We start from the raw sequence: 16,292 nt of genomic DNA on the forward strand, positions 1-16,292 counted from the left end.
CGAGTCGCGCGACGACGCTCACAGCCCGCGCCCGCGCCGGTTCACCGCGCGCACGAGCGCGCCGGCCGGCAGCAGCCGCAGCGCGATGAGCATCGCCGCCCAGGCGCGCAGCTGACGTCGATCGTGCCGGATCGCGCGCCGAGCCCAGGCCCGCGCCTCCGGCCGCTCCCCCAGCGCCGCGTGCGCGAAGGCGATCTGCCCCTCCACCCGAGCCGAGCCGCGCGGATCGCGGGCGAACTCCGGATGCTTGCGCAGCAGGTAGGTGAGTCCGGCGGCGATGCCCTCCCACTTCTCGGAGAAGAAGGACGCCCGGTTCCAGCGCACGAGCACGAGCGGCTCCGGCACGCTGCGCACGTGACCCACGCGGGCGGCACGCAGCAGCAGGTCGTAGTCCTCGCCGTAGGCCGCCGGCAGCTGCTCGTCGACCGGGCCGACGCGGCCGGCCACATCGTCGCGACCGACCAGATCCTCGCGCCGCAGCAGGAAGCTCGAGGGATGGATCTCGGTGATGCGCGAGCGCAGGAAGTCGTCGAAGTCGGCGCGCTGCGGCGGCACCCGGTCGATCTCGCTCTCGGCGGTGCGGATGCGGATGCCCGTCGCCAGCACGACCGCGCTCGGGTCGTCGCCCCAGGCGGCCAGCTGCCGGGCGAGCCGCGTCGGCATCCACTCGTCGTCGTCGTCGCAGAAGGCGATCAGCTCGTGGCGGGCCGCGGCGACGCCCGTGTTGCGTCCGCCGGCGAGCCCCGGGGTGCGCGCGTTCGCGATCGTGCAGACAGTGCGGCCCACCGGCACCTCGACGTCGCCGAGCTCGTCGATCTCGGTCTGGTCGAAGACGACGATCACCTCCACCGCGCCGTCGTGCTGCTGCGCGAGCGCGGCGCGCACCGCGGAGCGCAGCAGCTCGGGTCGACCTCGCGTGGCGATCACGACGCTCACTCCCGACCGGGCTCCCGGCGCCGTCACGGCGGCGCCCGTCTCGGAATCCGTCATGTCGACTCCCGTCTGATCAGCAGCGCGCCCACGATCATCCCGATGGCGAGACCCGGCACGAGCACGCCGTAGTAGAAGACCTCGACCAGCAGCACCAGCAGGATCGCGTGGCCGGCGATGCCGATCGCGCCGCGCGCGTGCCGGGTGCGCCAGACGAGGAAGACCAGCCACGCCAGGAAGAGCGCGGCGGCGGGCAGACCGTGCGAGAACATGACATTCCAGATCTGACCCTGGGTGCCGACCGAGGGCGCCCCGTCGGTCTCCGAGGGGCGCGGGGCGCCGTAGCCGAACACCGGGGACTCGAGGGTGCGCTCGACCGTCTCGAGGTAGAGGTTCGCGCGGTCGACGGTCGTGCTGCTCGTGTCCAGCCGCTCGGTCAGACGCTCCTGCACGGGCAGCACCAGAACGGCGGCGCCGACCAGCACGGCCAGACCGGCGAGACCCGCGAGCAGCCGGCCGTCGCGCCGCAGCGCCGCGCGCACCGCGATGTAGAGCGCCGCCACGCCGAGACCGAGGAACATGCCGCGGTTGAGGGTGAGGAACGCCGGCACGAGCGAGAGCGGGATCAGCACGAGCACCAGCCAGAAGCGCCGGGTGCCCCGCACCGACACGAGGTAGGCGATCGCGACCGGCGTCAGCATCGAGTAGACGTTGCCCCAGCCGTTCGTATAGAGGAAGGGCGCGCTCGGGCGCGGATCGAGCTGCAGCGCCGACGTCGGATCCCACTGCGTCACCCGGCGGATGACCATCTCGCGCACCAGCTCGTTCGACTGCAGGGAGTCGGGGATGATCGCCGCGAGCGGGGTCGTGATCGAGAGCAGGGGAACGAGCACACCGAGCCAGCCCCCGATCACCGTGATGCCCCAGAACGCCGTCAGCACGCCGGCGACGTAGCGGCGGCCGAAGCTCGCCCGGGCGTTGTAGACGTAGAGGAAGACGACCGTGACGGCCAGATAGAGGAGCGCGCGGTAGACGAAGCCGATCAGCCGGCCGCCGGAGTCGATGCCGATCACCGAGGCCGCCATCCACACCAGGAAGACCAGCCACAGCCCGAAGCCGCGCGGCACCTCTACGCGCCCGCGACGCAGCAGCAGCGCCGCCATGACGACGGCGGCGAGCGGGAACACCAGGTCGCCGATGCCCAGAACCCACCACAGCGGGTAGCCGACGAAGATCGCGGCGAAGGGCCAGCGCGGCAGATCCGGACGCATCCCCCGGCGCAGCGCGCGGGCATATGCCGAATCCGGCATGAGTGCGCGCACGGCTTCGCGCGCACTCCGTCGGGGTGCGGAGACGCGGTCGTGCTGCAGCGCTCGGGGGGACGCCATGCGGCTAAGAATCCCTCGCATCTGCTTCTGCCGCAAGCCTCGGCGGGTCTATGCTGTCGCCACCTCACGTGCTCCCGTCGCCCAGCGGGACGCGATCCGGCTCCACCCCGATTCCCCCGTCGGCACCCGCCCCGGCCGTGATGGAGGACCCCGTGCCCGTCTCCCCTGCCCCCGCCCGACCCGGCCTCGCGCCGACCCCGCACCCGACCGCCTCAGCGCGCGTCGAGCCGGTCGAACCACCGCCGCCCCTGCTCGGCGACTACCTGCGCGCGGCCTTGCGCCGCTGGCGCCTCGTCGTCGCGGTGGCCCTCGCCGGGCTGCTGCTCTCCGGCGCCGGGCTGCTCGTGCTCGGCTCGCAGGAGACCGCGCGCACCGACCTCAACCTCAACGTCATCTCGACCGATCCGTTCAACGCGCAGCGCTCGGCCGCGGGTCTGCTCGACGGGCCGACCGAGGTGCAGATCGCGCGCTCCTACGCCGTCGCCGACGCCGCCTCGAAGCGGCTCGGGGGCGTTCCGCCGGAGGAGCTGCGCGACGGCCTGACCGCCGAGCTGGTCGCGCAGGCCACCGTCATGCGCATCAGCTACACGGCATCCGACGAGACCACGGCCCGCGAACGCGCCGACGCGATCGCCGCCGCCTACCTGGACTACCGCGGCGACCAGGCGGTCGAGCGTCGTCGCGCGGTCGTCGACCAGGTCGATGCACGCCTCGACGAGCTGCGCGACTCGCTCACCGATGTGGATGCGCGCGCCGCCGCGGCCGAGCCAGGAAGCAGCGCCGCGAACCAGGCGCAGAGCGACCGGCAGCTCATCACGATCGAGGTCGACAGCCTGCTCAGTCAGCGCAACTCGCTGCAGCTGATCGACGCCTCCGGCGGATCGGTGCTGAGCTCCGCCTCGAGCAACCCGATCGCCTCCGCCCCGAACCGCCCGCTCGTGCTCGCGAGCGGACTGCTCGCCGGTCTCGTGATCGGGTTGACCGCCGCCGTGGTCGCCAACCTGCTCGATCGACGGGTGCGCAGCGCCGACGATGTCGAGCGCTTCACCGGCGCCCCGGTGCTGACCCAGCTGCCCGGCCGGATCGGCAGCCTGCCCGCCGGTCCCGGCGACGCCGAACTGCTGCGCACCGTGCGCGAACGGCTGCTCGCGCGTCTCGGCGGCACGACCGGGGCGATCGCCATCGTCGACGACGGCCCCGCCGAGCTCGCGGGCGAGGTCGCCATCCACCTCGCCGTCGCGATCGGGCAGAGCGGAGCGCCCGTGCGGCTGCTGCTGCCCGGGATCGACGAGACCACGCTCGAACGGCTGCGCTCCGCGCTCGGCCTGCGGCTGCTGAGCCGAGGCGACGAGATCAGCGTCTGGTCGCCGCAGGAGCTCGGCGAGCTGCGGCTGATCGTCGTCGAGCACCGCGGCGGGCTCGCCGATCCGGATGCGCTGCTGACCCGGGCGGTCGTCGCCGACATCGCCCGTCACCGCGACGCCGAGCTCGTGCTGCTCGCCCTGCCGTCCGCCGCGCCGCAGGCCAGTCGACTCGCCGCGGCGCGGCTCACCGGAGCCGTGCTCGGCGTCGCCGCGCTCGGCAGCACCTCCCGCGCCGTTCTCGCCCGCGACGCGGAGGGCTTCGAGAGCCTGGGCACCGAGCTGCTCGGCTCGGTGCTGATCTCGGGCCGGCGCCGACTCGAGCCCGCGTCGGCCGACGAGCCGCCGGCGCCCGAGGAGCCGCGCATCGTGCGTCGTACCGAGCCGCCGCGCGCCAAGTCGCCCTCGCGGCCGGCGTCGCGGCGACGCGGCGCAGCGGCGGACAGCGCCGCGGCGAGTGACGTCGCCGCGGACGGACCGGCTTCGACCACGGCGGATCCCGCCGCCGAGCTGCCGGACAGCGCGACGCGCGCGAGCCGCGGCGGCGCGGTCGGCCGCTCCGCACCGGACGTCGACGACGATTCCGAGACGCCGGACTCATCGACGTCGACAGGGTCGAACCGCGTCCGCGACGCCGTCCTCCCCGCGTGAGCGCGTCGACCGTCCCGCGCCGGCGCCGGATCGTCGGCGTCCCCGTCGACGCCGTGACCGAGCAGCAGCTGCTCGACCGGATCGACGACTGGCTGCGCGACGGCGGTGTGCATGTCGCCGTCGGCGTGAACGCGCACGTGTGCAACCTCGCGGCTCGGGATGGCGCTCTGCGCGCACGACTCGAGGCGGCTGACCTCTGCTATGCCGACGGGCAGTCGGTCGTCGCGGCCGCGCGACTGCTGGGGCATCCCGTGCCGGAGCGTCTCGCCACGACCGACGTGGTGCATCCGCTCGCCGCGCGCGCCGCGGCCGCCGGGGTGCGCGTGTTCCTGTTCGGCGGGCGTCCCGGCGTCGCGGCGCAGGCCGCCGGGCGGCTGCGTCGCGAGAACCCCGGTCTCGAGGTGGCCGAGCAGCACGGCTATCTGCCGCCCGAGCACACCTCGGAGCTGCTCGAGCGGATCGCGGCGTTCCGCCCCGGCATCCTGCTCGTCGGCCTCGGCGATCCCGCCCAGCAGGACTGGATCGCCGCGAACCGTCACGCGCTGACCGCGCCGGCCGTGCTCAGCTGCGGCGGCCTGTTCGACTGGCTCGCGGGCTCGCACCGGCGCGCCCCGGCGTGGATGATCCGGGCCGGCCTCGAATGGCTCTGGCGCCTGCTCATCGAGCCGCGCCGACTCGCCCGGCGCTACGTTCTCGGCAACCCCGCGTTCGTGCTGCGACTCGCTCGGCAGCTGCTGCGAGAACGCGGTCGGGGGCGAGGCGCCCCGTGACCGCGCCGGCGACCGCCGCGGCCGACGACAGCGCCGCCGATCGGCGGCGGCTGGCGCGAGGCGGCGGACTGAGCTTCCTCGGCTCGGCGCTCAGCGCCCTGCTCGGCTTCGCCGCGACGGTCGTGATCACGCGCTCGCTCGGCGACGCCGGCGCCGGGCAGGTGCTGCAGCTCATCGCCGTGATCACGATCGCGCTGAGCTTCGGCCGGCTCGGCATGGACTCGGTCGGCGTCTGGCTGCTGCCGCGGCTCGGCGAGGCGCCGCAGCGCATCCGCCCCGCCGTGACGCTGCAGCTCGGCGTCGCGCTGCTCGGCGGGGGCGCGGCCGCGCTCGTCGTCGCGCTCGCACTGCCGCAGCTCGCGACGGGGATCGACCCGGACCTGCTGAGGTCGGCCGCCGCGGTGCTGCCCGCCGGCTGCGTGATGCTCGTCGCGCTCGCGGCGCTGCGCGGGCTCGGCGGCCTGCGCGGATACGTGCTCATCGGCAGCGTCGTGCTGCCGTCCACGCGCGTGCTCGCGCTGCTGGCCGCCGCGCTGCTGGTCGCGACCCCGCTCGCCCTCGGGCTGGCCTGGGCCCTGCCGCTCATCCCGCTCGCCGTCATCGCGGTCGTGGTTCTGCTGCGCCGCGTGCGCGCGTCGGCGCCGCCGCCCGGTTCCGGGGCCGGTCGCCCGCGTCGCGCATCCTGGATCCCCGATCGCGGGCTCACCCGCCAGAGCCTCGGCTATGCGCTGCCGCGCACCCTCTCGGCCGTGCTCGAGCAGGGCCTGCTCTGGCTCGACGTGATCATCGTGGGCGCCCTCGCCGGGTCGGCGGCCGCGGGCGACTACGGCGCCGCCAGCCGGCTGATCGCCGCCGGGCTCATCATCGACACCGCGCTGCGTGTCGTCGTCGCGCCCCGCTTCAGCGCGCTGCTGCACGCCGGACGCCGCAGTGAGACCGAGGCGCTCTACCGCACCGCCGCCTCCTGGCTCGTGCTCTTCAGCGCCCCGATCTACCTGCTGCTCGCCGTCTTCGCGCCGCTCGTGCTGACCTGGTTCGGCGAGGGCTTCGGCGACGGCGCGACGGCGCTGATGATCCTCTGCGCCGGGGCGATCGTGACGTTCCTCGCCGGCAACGTGCACTCGCTGCTGCTCATGAGCGGCCGCAGCGGGTGGGCCGCCGCGAACAAGGCGATCGTGCTCGCGCTCAACGTGACCGCGAACCTGCTGCTCGTGCCCGTCTTCGGCATCACCGGGGCCGCCGCCGCGTGGGCCGGCGCGATGCTGCTCGATGCGGTGCTCGCCGGCGTGCAGGTGCGGCTGCTGCTCGGCATCCGCCCCGCGCTCGGCCACGTGCTCGGCGCGCTGCTGGTGCCGCTGGTGCTCGTCGGCGCACCCGCGCTGCTGCTGCGCTGGGCGCTCGGAGCCACGCTGCCGGCGCTGCTGCTGAGCATCGGCGTCGGCGGTGCCGCGCTGCTCGTGTGGGCCCGGCTCGACGGCCGCCGGCACCACCTCGACGAGCTGACGGCGGCGTTCCGACGTCGGAGCTGACCGCGCACCGGGATCGCGCGGCAGCGGCCTCGGCGAAGCCCGCTGACGCGCCCTCTCCGGGCTCCCCCTGACCGGCTCGATGCGGTCTGTTGCCGAGCGGATCTCGCGTGCTAGCATCCGGCCACCCCCACAACCACGGGTGCCGACGAGCTCCACGTCGCCCCGTCGCACACTGCATCTCCCCGAACCGCAGGAAGCCTCCCCCGACATCCCGCTCTTCCGTCGCCCCGCCCTGGCGACGGCGCCTGTCGTCGAGGCATGGAGCACCATGTCCGAAGACCCGACGCCGCCGGTCGACCCCGAACCGGCTCCCGCGCCCGCCGTGCCGCGAGCACCGCGCCGCCGCGTCCGCACGATCGTGCTCTCGATCGTGACCGGAGCCGCCGCTCTCGCGCTCGCCGTGGCCGGCATCGCCGCCCTGGCTCCCGCCGGCGGCCCCACCAGCTCGTCGACCAGCCGCGCCGGCGCGGGCCCGTCCGGCCCCGCCTCCCCCTCGGCATCGCCCTCCCCCGGGGCGAGCGCCGGCGCGGCCACCTCCCCCGATCCGGCCGCCGTGCTCGGCGGGCTGCTCGCGGCGGGCGCCGAGGCCTCGAGCGACCCGAGCACCGGCACCGCCCGCGTCGACGACGTCGCGACCGGAGCGCTGCTGGCCGAGATCGCCAACGACCAGCAGGAGCTCGCCGCCTTCGGCTGGACGCGCACCGGCACGCCGAAGATCGTGTCCGCCTCGGTGCTCAGCACCGACCCGGCCGCGACCCCGGCGCAGATGGTCGTGCGCGCCTGCATCGACAGCAGCGGCGTGACGACCTACGACTCCGAGGGCGCCCCGCTGCCCAGCGACCCCACGGTCGTGCCCCGCTCGCTGAGCGACTTCACCCTGATCGACGCGAGCGGCCGCTGGCTGGTCGCCGACCGCTCCTACCCCGACGACCCCCAGTGCTAGGCGGACCCGACATGTCGCACACCCCCACCCCCGCTCGCCGTCACCTGCGCCGCGCGCTCATCGCCCTGATGGGCGGCGCCCTGGCTGCCGGCGCTCTCGCACCGCTGCCCGCCCTGGCCGAGGCGCCGCTGCCGAACCCGGACGGCAAGAGCGAGCTGACCGCCGCCGCCTCCTGCTGGGAGATCAAGCAGCGCGATCCCTCGTCCGCGAGCGGCGTCTACTGGCTCTGGACTCCCCAGCTCGGAGCGGCGGATCGCTTCTACTGCGATCAGACGACCGACGGCGGCGGATGGGTGCTCATCGCTCGCGGACGCGAGAACTTCTCCACCACCGACGAGGGCCGCGGCACCGCCGATCAGGTGCGCGATCCGATCACCGGGCAGGCCGCGTTCGACGCGCGCCAGCTGCCGTCGCGCACGGTCGAGGCGCTGCTCGGCGGGCAGAAGGTCAGCGAGCTCACGGACGGCGTGCGACTGCGGCGAGCGCTGGACGTCGCCGGGTCGAACTTCCAGGAGGTGCGGTTCACCTTCAGCTCGCCGCGCGACGACTGGTCGTGGATGTTCAACAACCAGCAGCGGGTGAAGACCTGGAAGGTCGGCAACGCGAGCGGCACGGGCGGCAACACGAGCGGTTTCGGCTCGGGCGGCGGTCAGAACCGGGTCGACACCTCGACCGGCTCGACGCAGGGCTGGAGCGACGGCTTCGGCTATGGCGCCGACACGAAGGGCAGCAACGCCGCGTCGAGCTGGATGTGGTCGAAGGACGCGAACAGCGGCTACGCCCGCGGCTTCACCCAGGTGTTCCTGCGGCCGAAGACGACCAGCTCGACCCTGTTCACCGCGATCCCCGACGCCGGCTCGCCCGCCTCCACCGTCACGGCCGTGGCCTCGAGCTTCGCGCTGCCGACCAACTGGGGCATCGCGGGCAAGGGCGCCGGCCCGTCGTCGATCGAGGGCAGCGTGCAGGGCGGCGCCTTCACCGAGGCCAACGGCGTCGTCTACGTCGGCGGCAACTTCACGACGGTGCAGAAGACCGCCGCGGGCGGCAGCGCTGTCGCGCAGCCGTACCTCGCCGCCTTCGACCGGGCGACCGGCGAGCTCAAGACCGCGTTCCGCCCGGTGTTCAACAACCAGGTGAAGGCGCTCGCGGCCCTGCCGGACGGCCGTATCGCCGTCGGCGGCTACTTCACCCAGGTCAACGGCCAGCCGAAGGCCGGACTGGTCGTGCTCGACCCGACGACCGGCGCGACCTCGAACGACTGGACCGGCCGCATCATCGACCGCACCAACAACAACGCCTTCGTGCGTTCGCTCGACGTCCAGGACGGCTGGCTCTACGTCGGCGGCATCTTCACGCACTCGACCGGCGGCAGCACCTCGACCGAGTGGTACACGAAGGGCGCCGCGCGACTCTCCGTCGCGAACGGCACTCCGGACGGCAGCTGGAACCCCGAGCTGAACGGGCGGGTCATGTCGCTCGACGCCTCGGCGCGCGGTGACCGGGTCTACCTGGCCGGCTTCTTCACCGCGTCGAAGGGCACCGCCACCGACTCCGCCGCCGCGCTCACCACGAGCGGCGCCGCGGTCGTGCCGTGGTCGACGGTCTTCTCCGACACCAAGCACTACCAGCAGGCCGTGAAGGAGGTCGGCGACACCGTCTGGCTCGGCGGCTCCGAGCACTCCTTCTTCAGCTACGGCCGAGCCGACCTGAAGCTGATCTCCTCCACCGTCGGCAATGCCGGCGGCGACTTCCAGGCGGCCGCCACGGACGGCAAGGTCATCTACGGCAGCTGCCACTGCTTCCAGACGCAGTACATGGGCAGCAAGACCTGGCCGAACATCGGCCAGAGCTGGTACAAGGCCGAGAAGATCAACTCGGTCGGCGCCTGGGATGCGGCCACGGGCCGCTACCTCGACGCCTTCAACCCGAGCGTCAACCAGGCGGAGGGCGCCGGCGGCTGGGCGCTGTTCGTCGACTCGACCGGCACGCTGTGGGCGGGCGGCGACTACACCTACTCGGAGACGGCGCCGACGAAGCGGCAGTGGTCGGGCGGCTTCGTGCGCTTCCCGCTGCGCGACAGCACGGCCCCGACGACGCCGACGAGCCTCTCGGTGACCTCGGCCGGCAGTCAGGTCGCGCTGAGCTGGGGCGGATCGGCCGACGCCTCGGGCGCGGTGACCTACCAGGTGCTGCGCAACGACCGCGTCGTGGCCACCACCACGACGAACACGATCACGCTGCCCGACGCCCCCGCCGCGACGAAGTACTTCGTGCGCGCCGCCGACGCTGCCGGCAACATCTCGGCCAGCACACCGGCCGCGAGGATCGGGTCGACGCCGCCACCGGTCGACCCGGTGGGCAATCCCAACCTGATCACCGCCGGATCCACCTGGTCGTACAAGTACGACGGCGAAGCGGCTCCCGCCGGCTGGAACACCGCGGGCTTCGACGCGGCCGGCTGGTCGAGCGGCGCCGCGCCGCTCGGCTGGGGCACCTCGGCGATCGCGACGACCGTGACCTCGACGGTCACCCCGAAGCCGCTCACGGCCTACTACCGCAAGGCGGTCGACATCAGCACCGCCGGTCTCGGGTCGGTGACGCTGACGACCCGCGCGGATGACGGGATCGTGGTCTACGTCAACGGCACCGAGGTGGCTCGCAAGAACATCGACGCGGGCGCGGTGACGGTCGGCACCTACGCGAACGCCGCGCCGTCGACGGCGGCCGCGGTCGCCGCACCGGTGACGGTGACCGTGCCGGCGAGCGCCTTCGTCAACGGCCGCAACGTGATCTCCGCGGAGGTGCACGCGAACTACCGCTCGACGCCGAACACGAGCTTCGAGCTCACCGCCACGGCGAGCACCGGCGGCACGACGCCGGTCGACGTGCCCGACCCCGAGGATCCGGTCGACCCGGGCGCCCCGACCGACCCGGGCGCCGGCGGAGCGCTCCCGGCCGGCACGACGCTGCTCGCCCCCGGATCGAGCTGGTCGTACAGCTACCCCGTGGACGCCCCGGCCGCCGACTGGCGCACCGCGGCCTTCGACGCAGGGAGCTGGGCGACCGGAGCCGCCCCGGTCGGCTGGGGCAGCGCATCCATCGCCACGACCGTGACGGCGACCGCGACGCCGAAGCCGAGCTCGCTGTACTTCCGGGGAGGCTTCGACCTCGCGGCGGGAGCATCCGTGCCGAACGGGCTCACGGTGACCACCCGCGCCGACGACGGCATCATCGTGTTCCTCAACGGCACCGAGATCGGGCGCTCGAACCTCATCCCCGGCACGATCGGCCACAACACCTACGCGAACAGCGCTCCGTCGACCGCCGCGGCCGTCGCGAGCCCGGTCGTGTTCGACGTGCCGGCGAACCTGGTGGTGAGCGGACGCAACACGATCGCCGTGCAGGTGGTGTCGAACTACCGCTCGTCGCCGAGCGTGAGCTTCGACCTGGGAGTGGTCGTGAAGTGACGGCGCCCATCACGATCGTGCCGGGCCCGACGCCGGTCCCGGCACGCAGCCTCGGCGAGGCGCTCGCCGCCCTCGACTCGGCGCAGAAACCCGGAGGCGGCGTGCCCGCCTACACCCGATGGGTCAACCGCCGGGCGGCTCGGCTCGTCGCCGCCCTCGGCTACGTGATCGGGGCGAGCGCGGATGCGGTGACGGTCGCCTCGGCGGTGCTCTCCGCCGCCGGGCTCGCCGTGCTGATCCTCGCGCCCATCACCCTCTGGAGCGGACTCGTCGCCGCGCTGCTGCTCGCCCTGGGCTACGTGTTCGACTCGGCCGACGGTCAGCTCGCGCGGCTCTCCCGCACCGGCGGGCCGGCCGGCGAATGGCTCGACCACGTCGTGGATGCGATCCGCACCCCCGCGATCCACCTGGCCGTGCTCGTCGCGCTCTGGCGGCACGGCGACGTCGGCGCCGGCTGGCTCTGGCTGCCGATCGCCTACACGGTGCTCGCCGTCGGCCAGTTCATGAGCCAGATCCTCGCCGAGCAGCTCGCCCGCGGACTCGGTTCGGATGCCGGCATCCCGCGCGGCGGCGGCGCGCTGCGCTCGCTCGCGCTGCTGCCCACCGACATGGGCGCGCTCTGCTGGGTCTTCGCGCTCTGGGCGTGGACGCCCGCGTTCCTGATCGGATACGGGCTGCTCTTCGCCGTGAACCTGGTGCATGCGGTCGCCTCGATGGCCCGCAAGCACCGGCGCCTGCGGGCCCTGTCGAGCTGACGGCGTCGCGGGGCGGCGGGTCGCGCGGGCGCGGTGCCGCGACACGCCGGGGCCCGGAGCCGGTCGACGCGGATCGCGGGCGACGCGCCGACATCGTGTGTCATCCGCGGCGCGCTCCGGCGGCTCGCGCCACAGCGCGCGTAGGGTGACGGGCATGTCGTGCATCCGCTTCAACACCCCGGCCCAGCGCGCCCAGCTCGCCCGGATGGCGCCGAGCATGAAGACCGCCGAGGAGATCGCGAACGAGCACCCCGCTCCCCCGGTCACCGAGAGCAAGATCCGTCGACTGCGCGTGCTCGCCGAGAGCCCGGTCGGCAAGATCCGCGAGAGCGTCGCCTCGAGCTATCACACCCCCGCCGACGTGATCGAGAAGCTCAAGCAGGACCCCGACGCGAGCGTGCGCGCTGTGCTCGCCCGCAACGAGACCACTCCGTGCGACGTGCTGCGCGACCTCGCCGACGACGAGTCGGCCACCGTGCGCGGCTGGGTCGCCGTGAACTACTTCGTGCCCGACGACGTCATGCAGAAGCTCGCCGACGACGAGGACGACACCGTGCGGCGACTCGTCGCGTGGAAGGCCTCGCTGGCCGAGGAGGCCGCGCAGCTCGAGGGTCAGCCCGCCTGATCCGCCGGGTCGCGATCAACTCAGTCGCGACCGCAGCTCCGGCCAGCTCGCGGCGAAGGAGGGGTGCAGCGGCAGCGCATCCACCTCGCCGATCGCGACCCAGTCCAGGCGCGTGCTCTCGGCGTCGCCGAGGATCGGCTCGAAGCGCTCGGTGACCTCGCCGAGCACGGTCGTGTACGACCAGTAGCCGAGGTCGAAGACGAGCTCGCCAGAGACGACGACCCGCTCGGGCGGCACACCCGCCTCTTCGTCGGCCTCACGCAGCGCCGCCTGCTCGGCGGTCTCGCCGGCCTTGCGGGCGCCGCCCGGGATGCCCCAGGTGCCGCCGAAGTGACTCCACTCCGCCCGCAGCTGCAGCAGCACGGCATCCGCGCTGCGCACGAGCAGACCGGCCGCGCCGAAGGAGCCCCAGAAGCGTCCCTGCGGTCCCTCGACCCAGACGTCCTCGGGGCCGCGCGGTCGCCGCGCCGAGGAATCGTGGGTCGCGCGCGTCATGGCGTCAGCCTAGGGGTCGCGGGCGAGAGCCGCCGGGTCGTGTGACGGCACGCGTCATACCGGCGGATCGACACGCCGCGCACCCGTGACGACGTCGGAGGGTGCACCTACCGTGAGGGCATGGTCACCGGAATCGTCCCCCCGTTCCTGCTCAGCCGCATCGCCGAAGCCGAGAGCGAGCGCCTCGCGGTCGCCCCGCGCGCCGCCCGTCGCACCCTCGCGCTCACCGACACCTCGGGCCGCCGCCGCGCGGCCATCACCTTCAGCGTCGACGGCGACGACCTCGTCGCCGAGCTGACCGATCAGCCGAATCGCACGATCGCGGATGCGAAGGGCTCGGAAGAGCTGCCGGGCACGGTCGTGCGCAAGGAGGGTGACGAGGCGAGCGGCGACACCGCCGTCGACGAGGCCTACGACGGTCTCGGCGCGACCTTCGACCTGTTCTCGCAGGTGTTCCGCCGCAACTCGATCGACGGCGCGGGCCTGCCGCTCGACGCGAGCGTGCACTACGGCGAGAACTACGACAACGCCTTCTGGAACGGCGAGCGGATGGTGTTCGGCGACGGCGACGGCGAGGTCTTCGGGCGCTTCACCGCCTCGGTCTCGGTGATCGGCCACGAGCTGACGCACGGCGTGACCGAGGCGACGCTGGGTCTGGAGTACCAGGGGCAGGCGGGCGCGCTCAATGAGTCGATCTCCGACGTCTTCGGCGCGCTCGTCGAGCAGCACGGCAAGGGCCAGACCGCCGCCGAGGCGAGCTGGCTGATCGGCGAGGGCCTGTTCACGCCCGAGGTGGAGGGAGCGGCGCTGCGGTCGATGAAGGCCCCCGGAACCGCCTACGACGACGACGTGCTCGGCACGGATCCGCAGCCCGGCCACATGGACGACTACGTCGACACGCAGGAGGACAACGGCGGGGTGCACATCAACTCCGGCATCCCGAACCGCGCGTTCTATCTCGTGGCCGAGAAGCTCGGCGGGCACGCCTGGGAGCGCGCGGGCCAGATCTGGTTCGACACGCTCGCCGCGAAGGGCGCCCGCGACCGGGTGCCGAAGGATGCCGACTTCGCCCGCTTCGCCGCGGCCACGGTGAGCGCGGCGACGGCGAGGTACGGTGAGTCATCGCCCGAGGTCGACGCGGTGCGCGCCGGCTGGGCGGGAGTGGGAGTGACGACCGATGACGCAGGCGGGAAGCCCGCGGGGCTCTGAGCCCGGCGCCGACGTGAGCACGGGCGCCGGTGTCGACCGCGGCACGTCGCCCGGCGACGACGCTCTCACGGTGAGCGTGACCCGCAGCGGCGGGGTGGCCGGCATCCGGCGGGAGTGGCGCATCGACGTCGACGGCGACGGTCGGGCCGACTGGATCCTGCTGCTCGACGCCTGCCCGTGGTCGAGCGCCGACGTCGGCGGGGCTCCGGATGCGGCGCCGGGTGCGGGGTCGACTGCCGCCGGTGCGTCCGCGCCGCGCGGAGCCGACCGGATGACGTGGACGATCGCCGCCGACGGCCCCGAGCAGCCGCGGCGAGCCGAGCTGCCCGAACCCGAGCTGACCGGCCCCTGGCGCGAGCTCGTCGACCGCGTGCAGCGGGACGGGCAGCCGGTGTCGGCGCGCGTGCGCGCGCTGCCCGGCGAGGATCGCCCGATCAAGCACCGCCCCGTCGAGCCGCGGGACGGCGCGTGAGCGCGGGCGTGCGCATCGACGCGTGGATCTGCGCCGTGCGGCTCGTGAAGACGCGCTCGGCGGCGAGCACCGCGTGCAAGGCGGGCCATGTGCGCGTGAACGGCGAGCGGGCGAAGCCGTCGCAGAGCGTGATCGTCGGCGACCACGTGCGGGTGCTGACGCCCGGCGGCGAGAAGCTCGTCACGGTCGAGAAGCTCATCGTCAAGCGGGTCGGCGCGCCGCAGGCCGCCGAGTGCTACACGGATCAGACGCCGCCCCCACCGCCGAAGGAGGAGCGCGCCGTGATCGGGATCCGCGAGCGCGGCGCCGGTCGCCCGACGAAGCGCGACCGCCGCGAGCTCGACCGCCTGCAGGGACGGCGCGAGTGACGAGTTCCGGCGCGTCGAGCTCCGGCGCGTCGAGCTCCGGGGCATCGGCAGCCGACGCGGCCGTGCCGAGCATCCGGGATGGCTGGTCGGCCGAGCAGATCCGGGCGGCGGAGCGCCCGCTGCTCGATGCCGGCGTGCCGCTCATGCGTCAGGCGGCGTCGGCGCTCGCGGCGGTCGTGCGCGACGAGCTGTCGGAGCCGGGCGGACGCGTCGTGCTGCTCGCGGGGTCGGGGAACAACGGCGGTGACGGTCTCTTCGCGGCGGCCGAGCTGTGTCGCGACGGCGTCCCCGTGACGATCGTGCCCACCGGCTCGCGGCTGCACGAGGCCGGCCTCACCGCCGCGGTCGAGGCCGGCGCCGAGCTCGACCGGGCGGCGGCCGCGCATCCGGCCCGCTTCGTCGACTCTCTCGGGCCGGCTGCCCTGATCGTGGATGCGATGGTCGGCATCGGCGCCTCGGAGCCCGGCCTGCGCGGGGCCGCGCACGCCCTCGCGACGGCGCTGCTGCCGCGCGTGACGGAGCGCGATGCGCAGCGCCTGCGCGTCGTGGCCGTCGACGTGCCGAGCGGGATCGGCGTCGACGACGGCACGGCGCCGGACGACGGCGTGCTGCTGCCGGCGACCGTGACGGTCACCTTCGGCGCGATGAAGGCCGGACTGCTGCGGTCGCCCGCCGCTGCCCTGGCCGGGAGCGTGCGCCTGGTCGACCTCGGGCTCAGCCCGCACCTGAGCGGCGACCCGCTCGTGCGGGCGCGCTGACGACGCACGCCCGTCTCGGCGACAGCGCGAGAGCGGGTCGGTCGAGCGCGCGGACGCTCAGGCGCCCAGCGACTCCTCGATGACCGCGATGACCTCGGGGGCGTCCGGCTGCGTGGTCGGGCGGAAGCGGTGCACGGTGTCGTCGGGCGTGATGACGAACTTCTCGAAGTTCCACTTGACCTTGCCGGCCTTGCCCGCCTCGTCTTCGGTCTTCTTCAGCTCGGCGTAGAGCGGGTGGGCCGAGCGGCCGTTGACCTTGACCTTGTCGAAGAGCGGGAAGGTGACGCCGTACGTCGTGGAGCAGAACTCCTTGATCTCCTCGGTCGAGCCGGGCTCCTGTCCGAGGAACTGGTTGCAGGGGAAGCCGAGCACGGTGAAACCGCGGTCTTCGTACTTCTTCTGCAGCTCTTCGAGCTTCTCGTACTGCGGGGTGAGGCCGCAGCGCGAGGCGACGTTGACGACCAGCACGGTCTTGCCGGCGTAGTCGGCGAGGGTGGCGGTCTCGCCGTCGATCGTCTGGAGGGGGATGTCGCGCAGCTCGCTCATGTCCGCAGACTAACCCCGCGCGCGC

At 73.8% G+C, this 16,292-nt stretch carries 15 protein-coding genes; 11 read left to right on the plus strand and 4 right to left on the minus strand.

Annotation, left to right across the window (positions count from 1 at the left end; all coding sequences use genetic code 11):
• Positions 1-18: 18 nt before the first annotated feature.
• Positions 19-990, minus strand: a complete 972-nt coding sequence (locus BJ979_RS14020; protein ID WP_179568793.1) for a glycosyltransferase family 2 protein — start codon at positions 988-990, stop codon at positions 19-21.
• Positions 987-2,318: an O-antigen ligase family protein gene (locus tag BJ979_RS14025; RefSeq protein ID WP_179568795.1), complete on the minus strand. Its 1,332-nt coding sequence runs from the start codon at positions 2,316-2,318 to the stop codon at positions 987-989. Before BJ979_RS14025 ends, BJ979_RS14020 begins: the two co-directional genes overlap by 4 nt.
• A gap of 152 nt (positions 2,319-2,470) precedes the next feature.
• Here BJ979_RS14025 and BJ979_RS14030 point away from each other — a divergent pair, with 152 nt between their 5' ends.
• The 7 genes from BJ979_RS14030 (at position 2,471) to BJ979_RS14060 (ending at position 12,419) form a co-directional block, all read left to right on the plus strand.
• On the plus strand, positions 2,471-4,330 hold the full coding sequence (locus BJ979_RS14030) for a hypothetical protein (protein WP_179568797.1): 1,860 nt from the start codon (positions 2,471-2,473) through the stop codon (positions 4,328-4,330).
• Positions 4,327-5,100, plus strand: coding sequence for a WecB/TagA/CpsF family glycosyltransferase (locus BJ979_RS14035; RefSeq protein ID WP_179568799.1), 774 nt, complete (start codon positions 4,327-4,329; stop codon positions 5,098-5,100). The genes BJ979_RS14030 and BJ979_RS14035 overlap by 4 nt, the downstream gene beginning before the upstream one ends.
• Positions 5,097-6,629: an oligosaccharide flippase family protein gene (locus BJ979_RS14040; protein WP_179568801.1), complete on the plus strand. Its 1,533-nt coding sequence runs from the start codon at positions 5,097-5,099 to the stop codon at positions 6,627-6,629. Before BJ979_RS14035 ends, BJ979_RS14040 begins: the two co-directional genes overlap by 4 nt.
• Positions 6,630-6,897: 268 nt before the next feature.
• Complete coding sequence (locus BJ979_RS14045) at positions 6,898-7,572, plus strand: hypothetical protein (RefSeq protein ID WP_179568803.1); 675 nt, start codon at positions 6,898-6,900, stop codon at positions 7,570-7,572.
• A gap of 11 nt (positions 7,573-7,583) precedes the next feature.
• On the plus strand, positions 7,584-11,039 hold the full coding sequence (locus BJ979_RS14050; RefSeq protein WP_179568805.1) for a fibrinogen-like YCDxxxxGGGW domain-containing protein: 3,456 nt from the start codon (positions 7,584-7,586) through the stop codon (positions 11,037-11,039).
• On the plus strand, positions 11,036-11,794 hold the full coding sequence (locus tag BJ979_RS14055; protein WP_343046715.1) for a CDP-alcohol phosphatidyltransferase family protein: 759 nt from the start codon (positions 11,036-11,038) through the stop codon (positions 11,792-11,794). The genes BJ979_RS14050 and BJ979_RS14055 overlap by 4 nt, the downstream gene beginning before the upstream one ends.
• A 154-nt stretch (positions 11,795-11,948) precedes the next feature.
• On the plus strand, positions 11,949-12,419 hold the full coding sequence (locus tag BJ979_RS14060) for a hypothetical protein (RefSeq protein ID WP_179568807.1): 471 nt from the start codon (positions 11,949-11,951) through the stop codon (positions 12,417-12,419).
• 15 nt (positions 12,420-12,434) lie between these two features.
• Here BJ979_RS14060 and BJ979_RS14065 read toward each other — a convergent pair whose 3' ends face one another.
• The gene (locus BJ979_RS14065) at positions 12,435-12,914 is read right to left on the minus strand and encodes an NUDIX domain-containing protein (protein WP_179568809.1); all 480 of its coding nucleotides are present in this window, start codon (positions 12,912-12,914) and stop codon (positions 12,435-12,437) included.
• Positions 12,915-13,034: 120 nt separating this feature from the next.
• Here BJ979_RS14065 and BJ979_RS14070 point away from each other — a divergent pair, with 120 nt between their 5' ends.
• From BJ979_RS14070 to BJ979_RS14080, 4 genes are all read left to right on the plus strand, one after another.
• On the plus strand, positions 13,035-14,123 hold the full coding sequence (locus tag BJ979_RS14070; protein WP_179568811.1) for a M4 family metallopeptidase: 1,089 nt from the start codon (positions 13,035-13,037) through the stop codon (positions 14,121-14,123).
• A 70-nt stretch (positions 14,124-14,193) separates the two neighbouring features.
• A complete protein-coding gene (locus BJ979_RS17695; protein ID WP_246286780.1) occupies positions 14,194-14,595 on the plus strand; it encodes a protealysin inhibitor emfourin in 402 nt (133 codons plus the stop codon).
• A complete protein-coding gene (locus BJ979_RS14075; RefSeq protein ID WP_343046716.1) occupies positions 14,592-14,963 on the plus strand; it encodes an RNA-binding S4 domain-containing protein in 372 nt (123 codons plus the stop codon). Before BJ979_RS17695 ends, BJ979_RS14075 begins: the two co-directional genes overlap by 4 nt.
• The gene (locus BJ979_RS14080) at positions 14,960-15,721 is read left to right on the plus strand and encodes an NAD(P)H-hydrate epimerase (protein ID WP_343046717.1); all 762 of its coding nucleotides are present in this window, start codon (positions 14,960-14,962) and stop codon (positions 15,719-15,721) included. Before BJ979_RS14075 ends, BJ979_RS14080 begins: the two co-directional genes overlap by 4 nt.
• A gap of 57 nt (positions 15,722-15,778) precedes the next feature.
• On the opposite strand, the gene BJ979_RS14085 is transcribed toward BJ979_RS14080, so the two are convergent.
• The gene (locus BJ979_RS14085; RefSeq protein ID WP_179568813.1) at positions 15,779-16,267 is read right to left on the minus strand and encodes a glutathione peroxidase; all 489 of its coding nucleotides are present in this window, start codon (positions 16,265-16,267) and stop codon (positions 15,779-15,781) included.
• Positions 16,268-16,292 lie beyond the last annotated feature (25 nt).

The sequence above is a fragment of the Schumannella luteola genome, assembly GCF_013408685.1.
Taxonomy (GTDB): domain Bacteria; phylum Actinomycetota; class Actinomycetes; order Actinomycetales; family Microbacteriaceae; genus Schumannella; species Schumannella luteola.

Bases quoted from the DNA above. Each gene is read 5' to 3' on its own strand.
- BJ979_RS14020 (WP_179568793.1), bottom strand. From the start codon at position 990: ATGACGGATTCCGAGACGGGCGCCGCCGTGACGGCGCCGGGAGCCCGG.
- BJ979_RS14025 (WP_179568795.1), bottom strand. From the start codon at position 2,318: ATGGCGTCCCCCCGAGCGCTGCAGCACGACCGCGTCTCCGCACCCCGA.
- BJ979_RS14045 (WP_179568803.1), top strand. From the start codon at position 6,898: ATGTCCGAAGACCCGACGCCGCCGGTCGACCCCGAACCGGCTCCCGCG.
- BJ979_RS14050 (WP_179568805.1), top strand. From the start codon at position 7,584: ATGTCGCACACCCCCACCCCCGCTCGCCGTCACCTGCGCCGCGCGCTC.
- BJ979_RS14060 (WP_179568807.1), top strand. From the start codon at position 11,949: ATGTCGTGCATCCGCTTCAACACCCCGGCCCAGCGCGCCCAGCTCGCC.
- BJ979_RS14065 (WP_179568809.1), bottom strand. From the start codon at position 12,914: ATGACGCGCGCGACCCACGATTCCTCGGCGCGGCGACCGCGCGGCCCC.
- BJ979_RS14070 (WP_179568811.1), top strand. From the start codon at position 13,035: ATGGTCACCGGAATCGTCCCCCCGTTCCTGCTCAGCCGCATCGCCGAA.
- BJ979_RS14085 (WP_179568813.1), bottom strand. From the start codon at position 16,267: ATGAGCGAGCTGCGCGACATCCCCCTCCAGACGATCGACGGCGAGACC.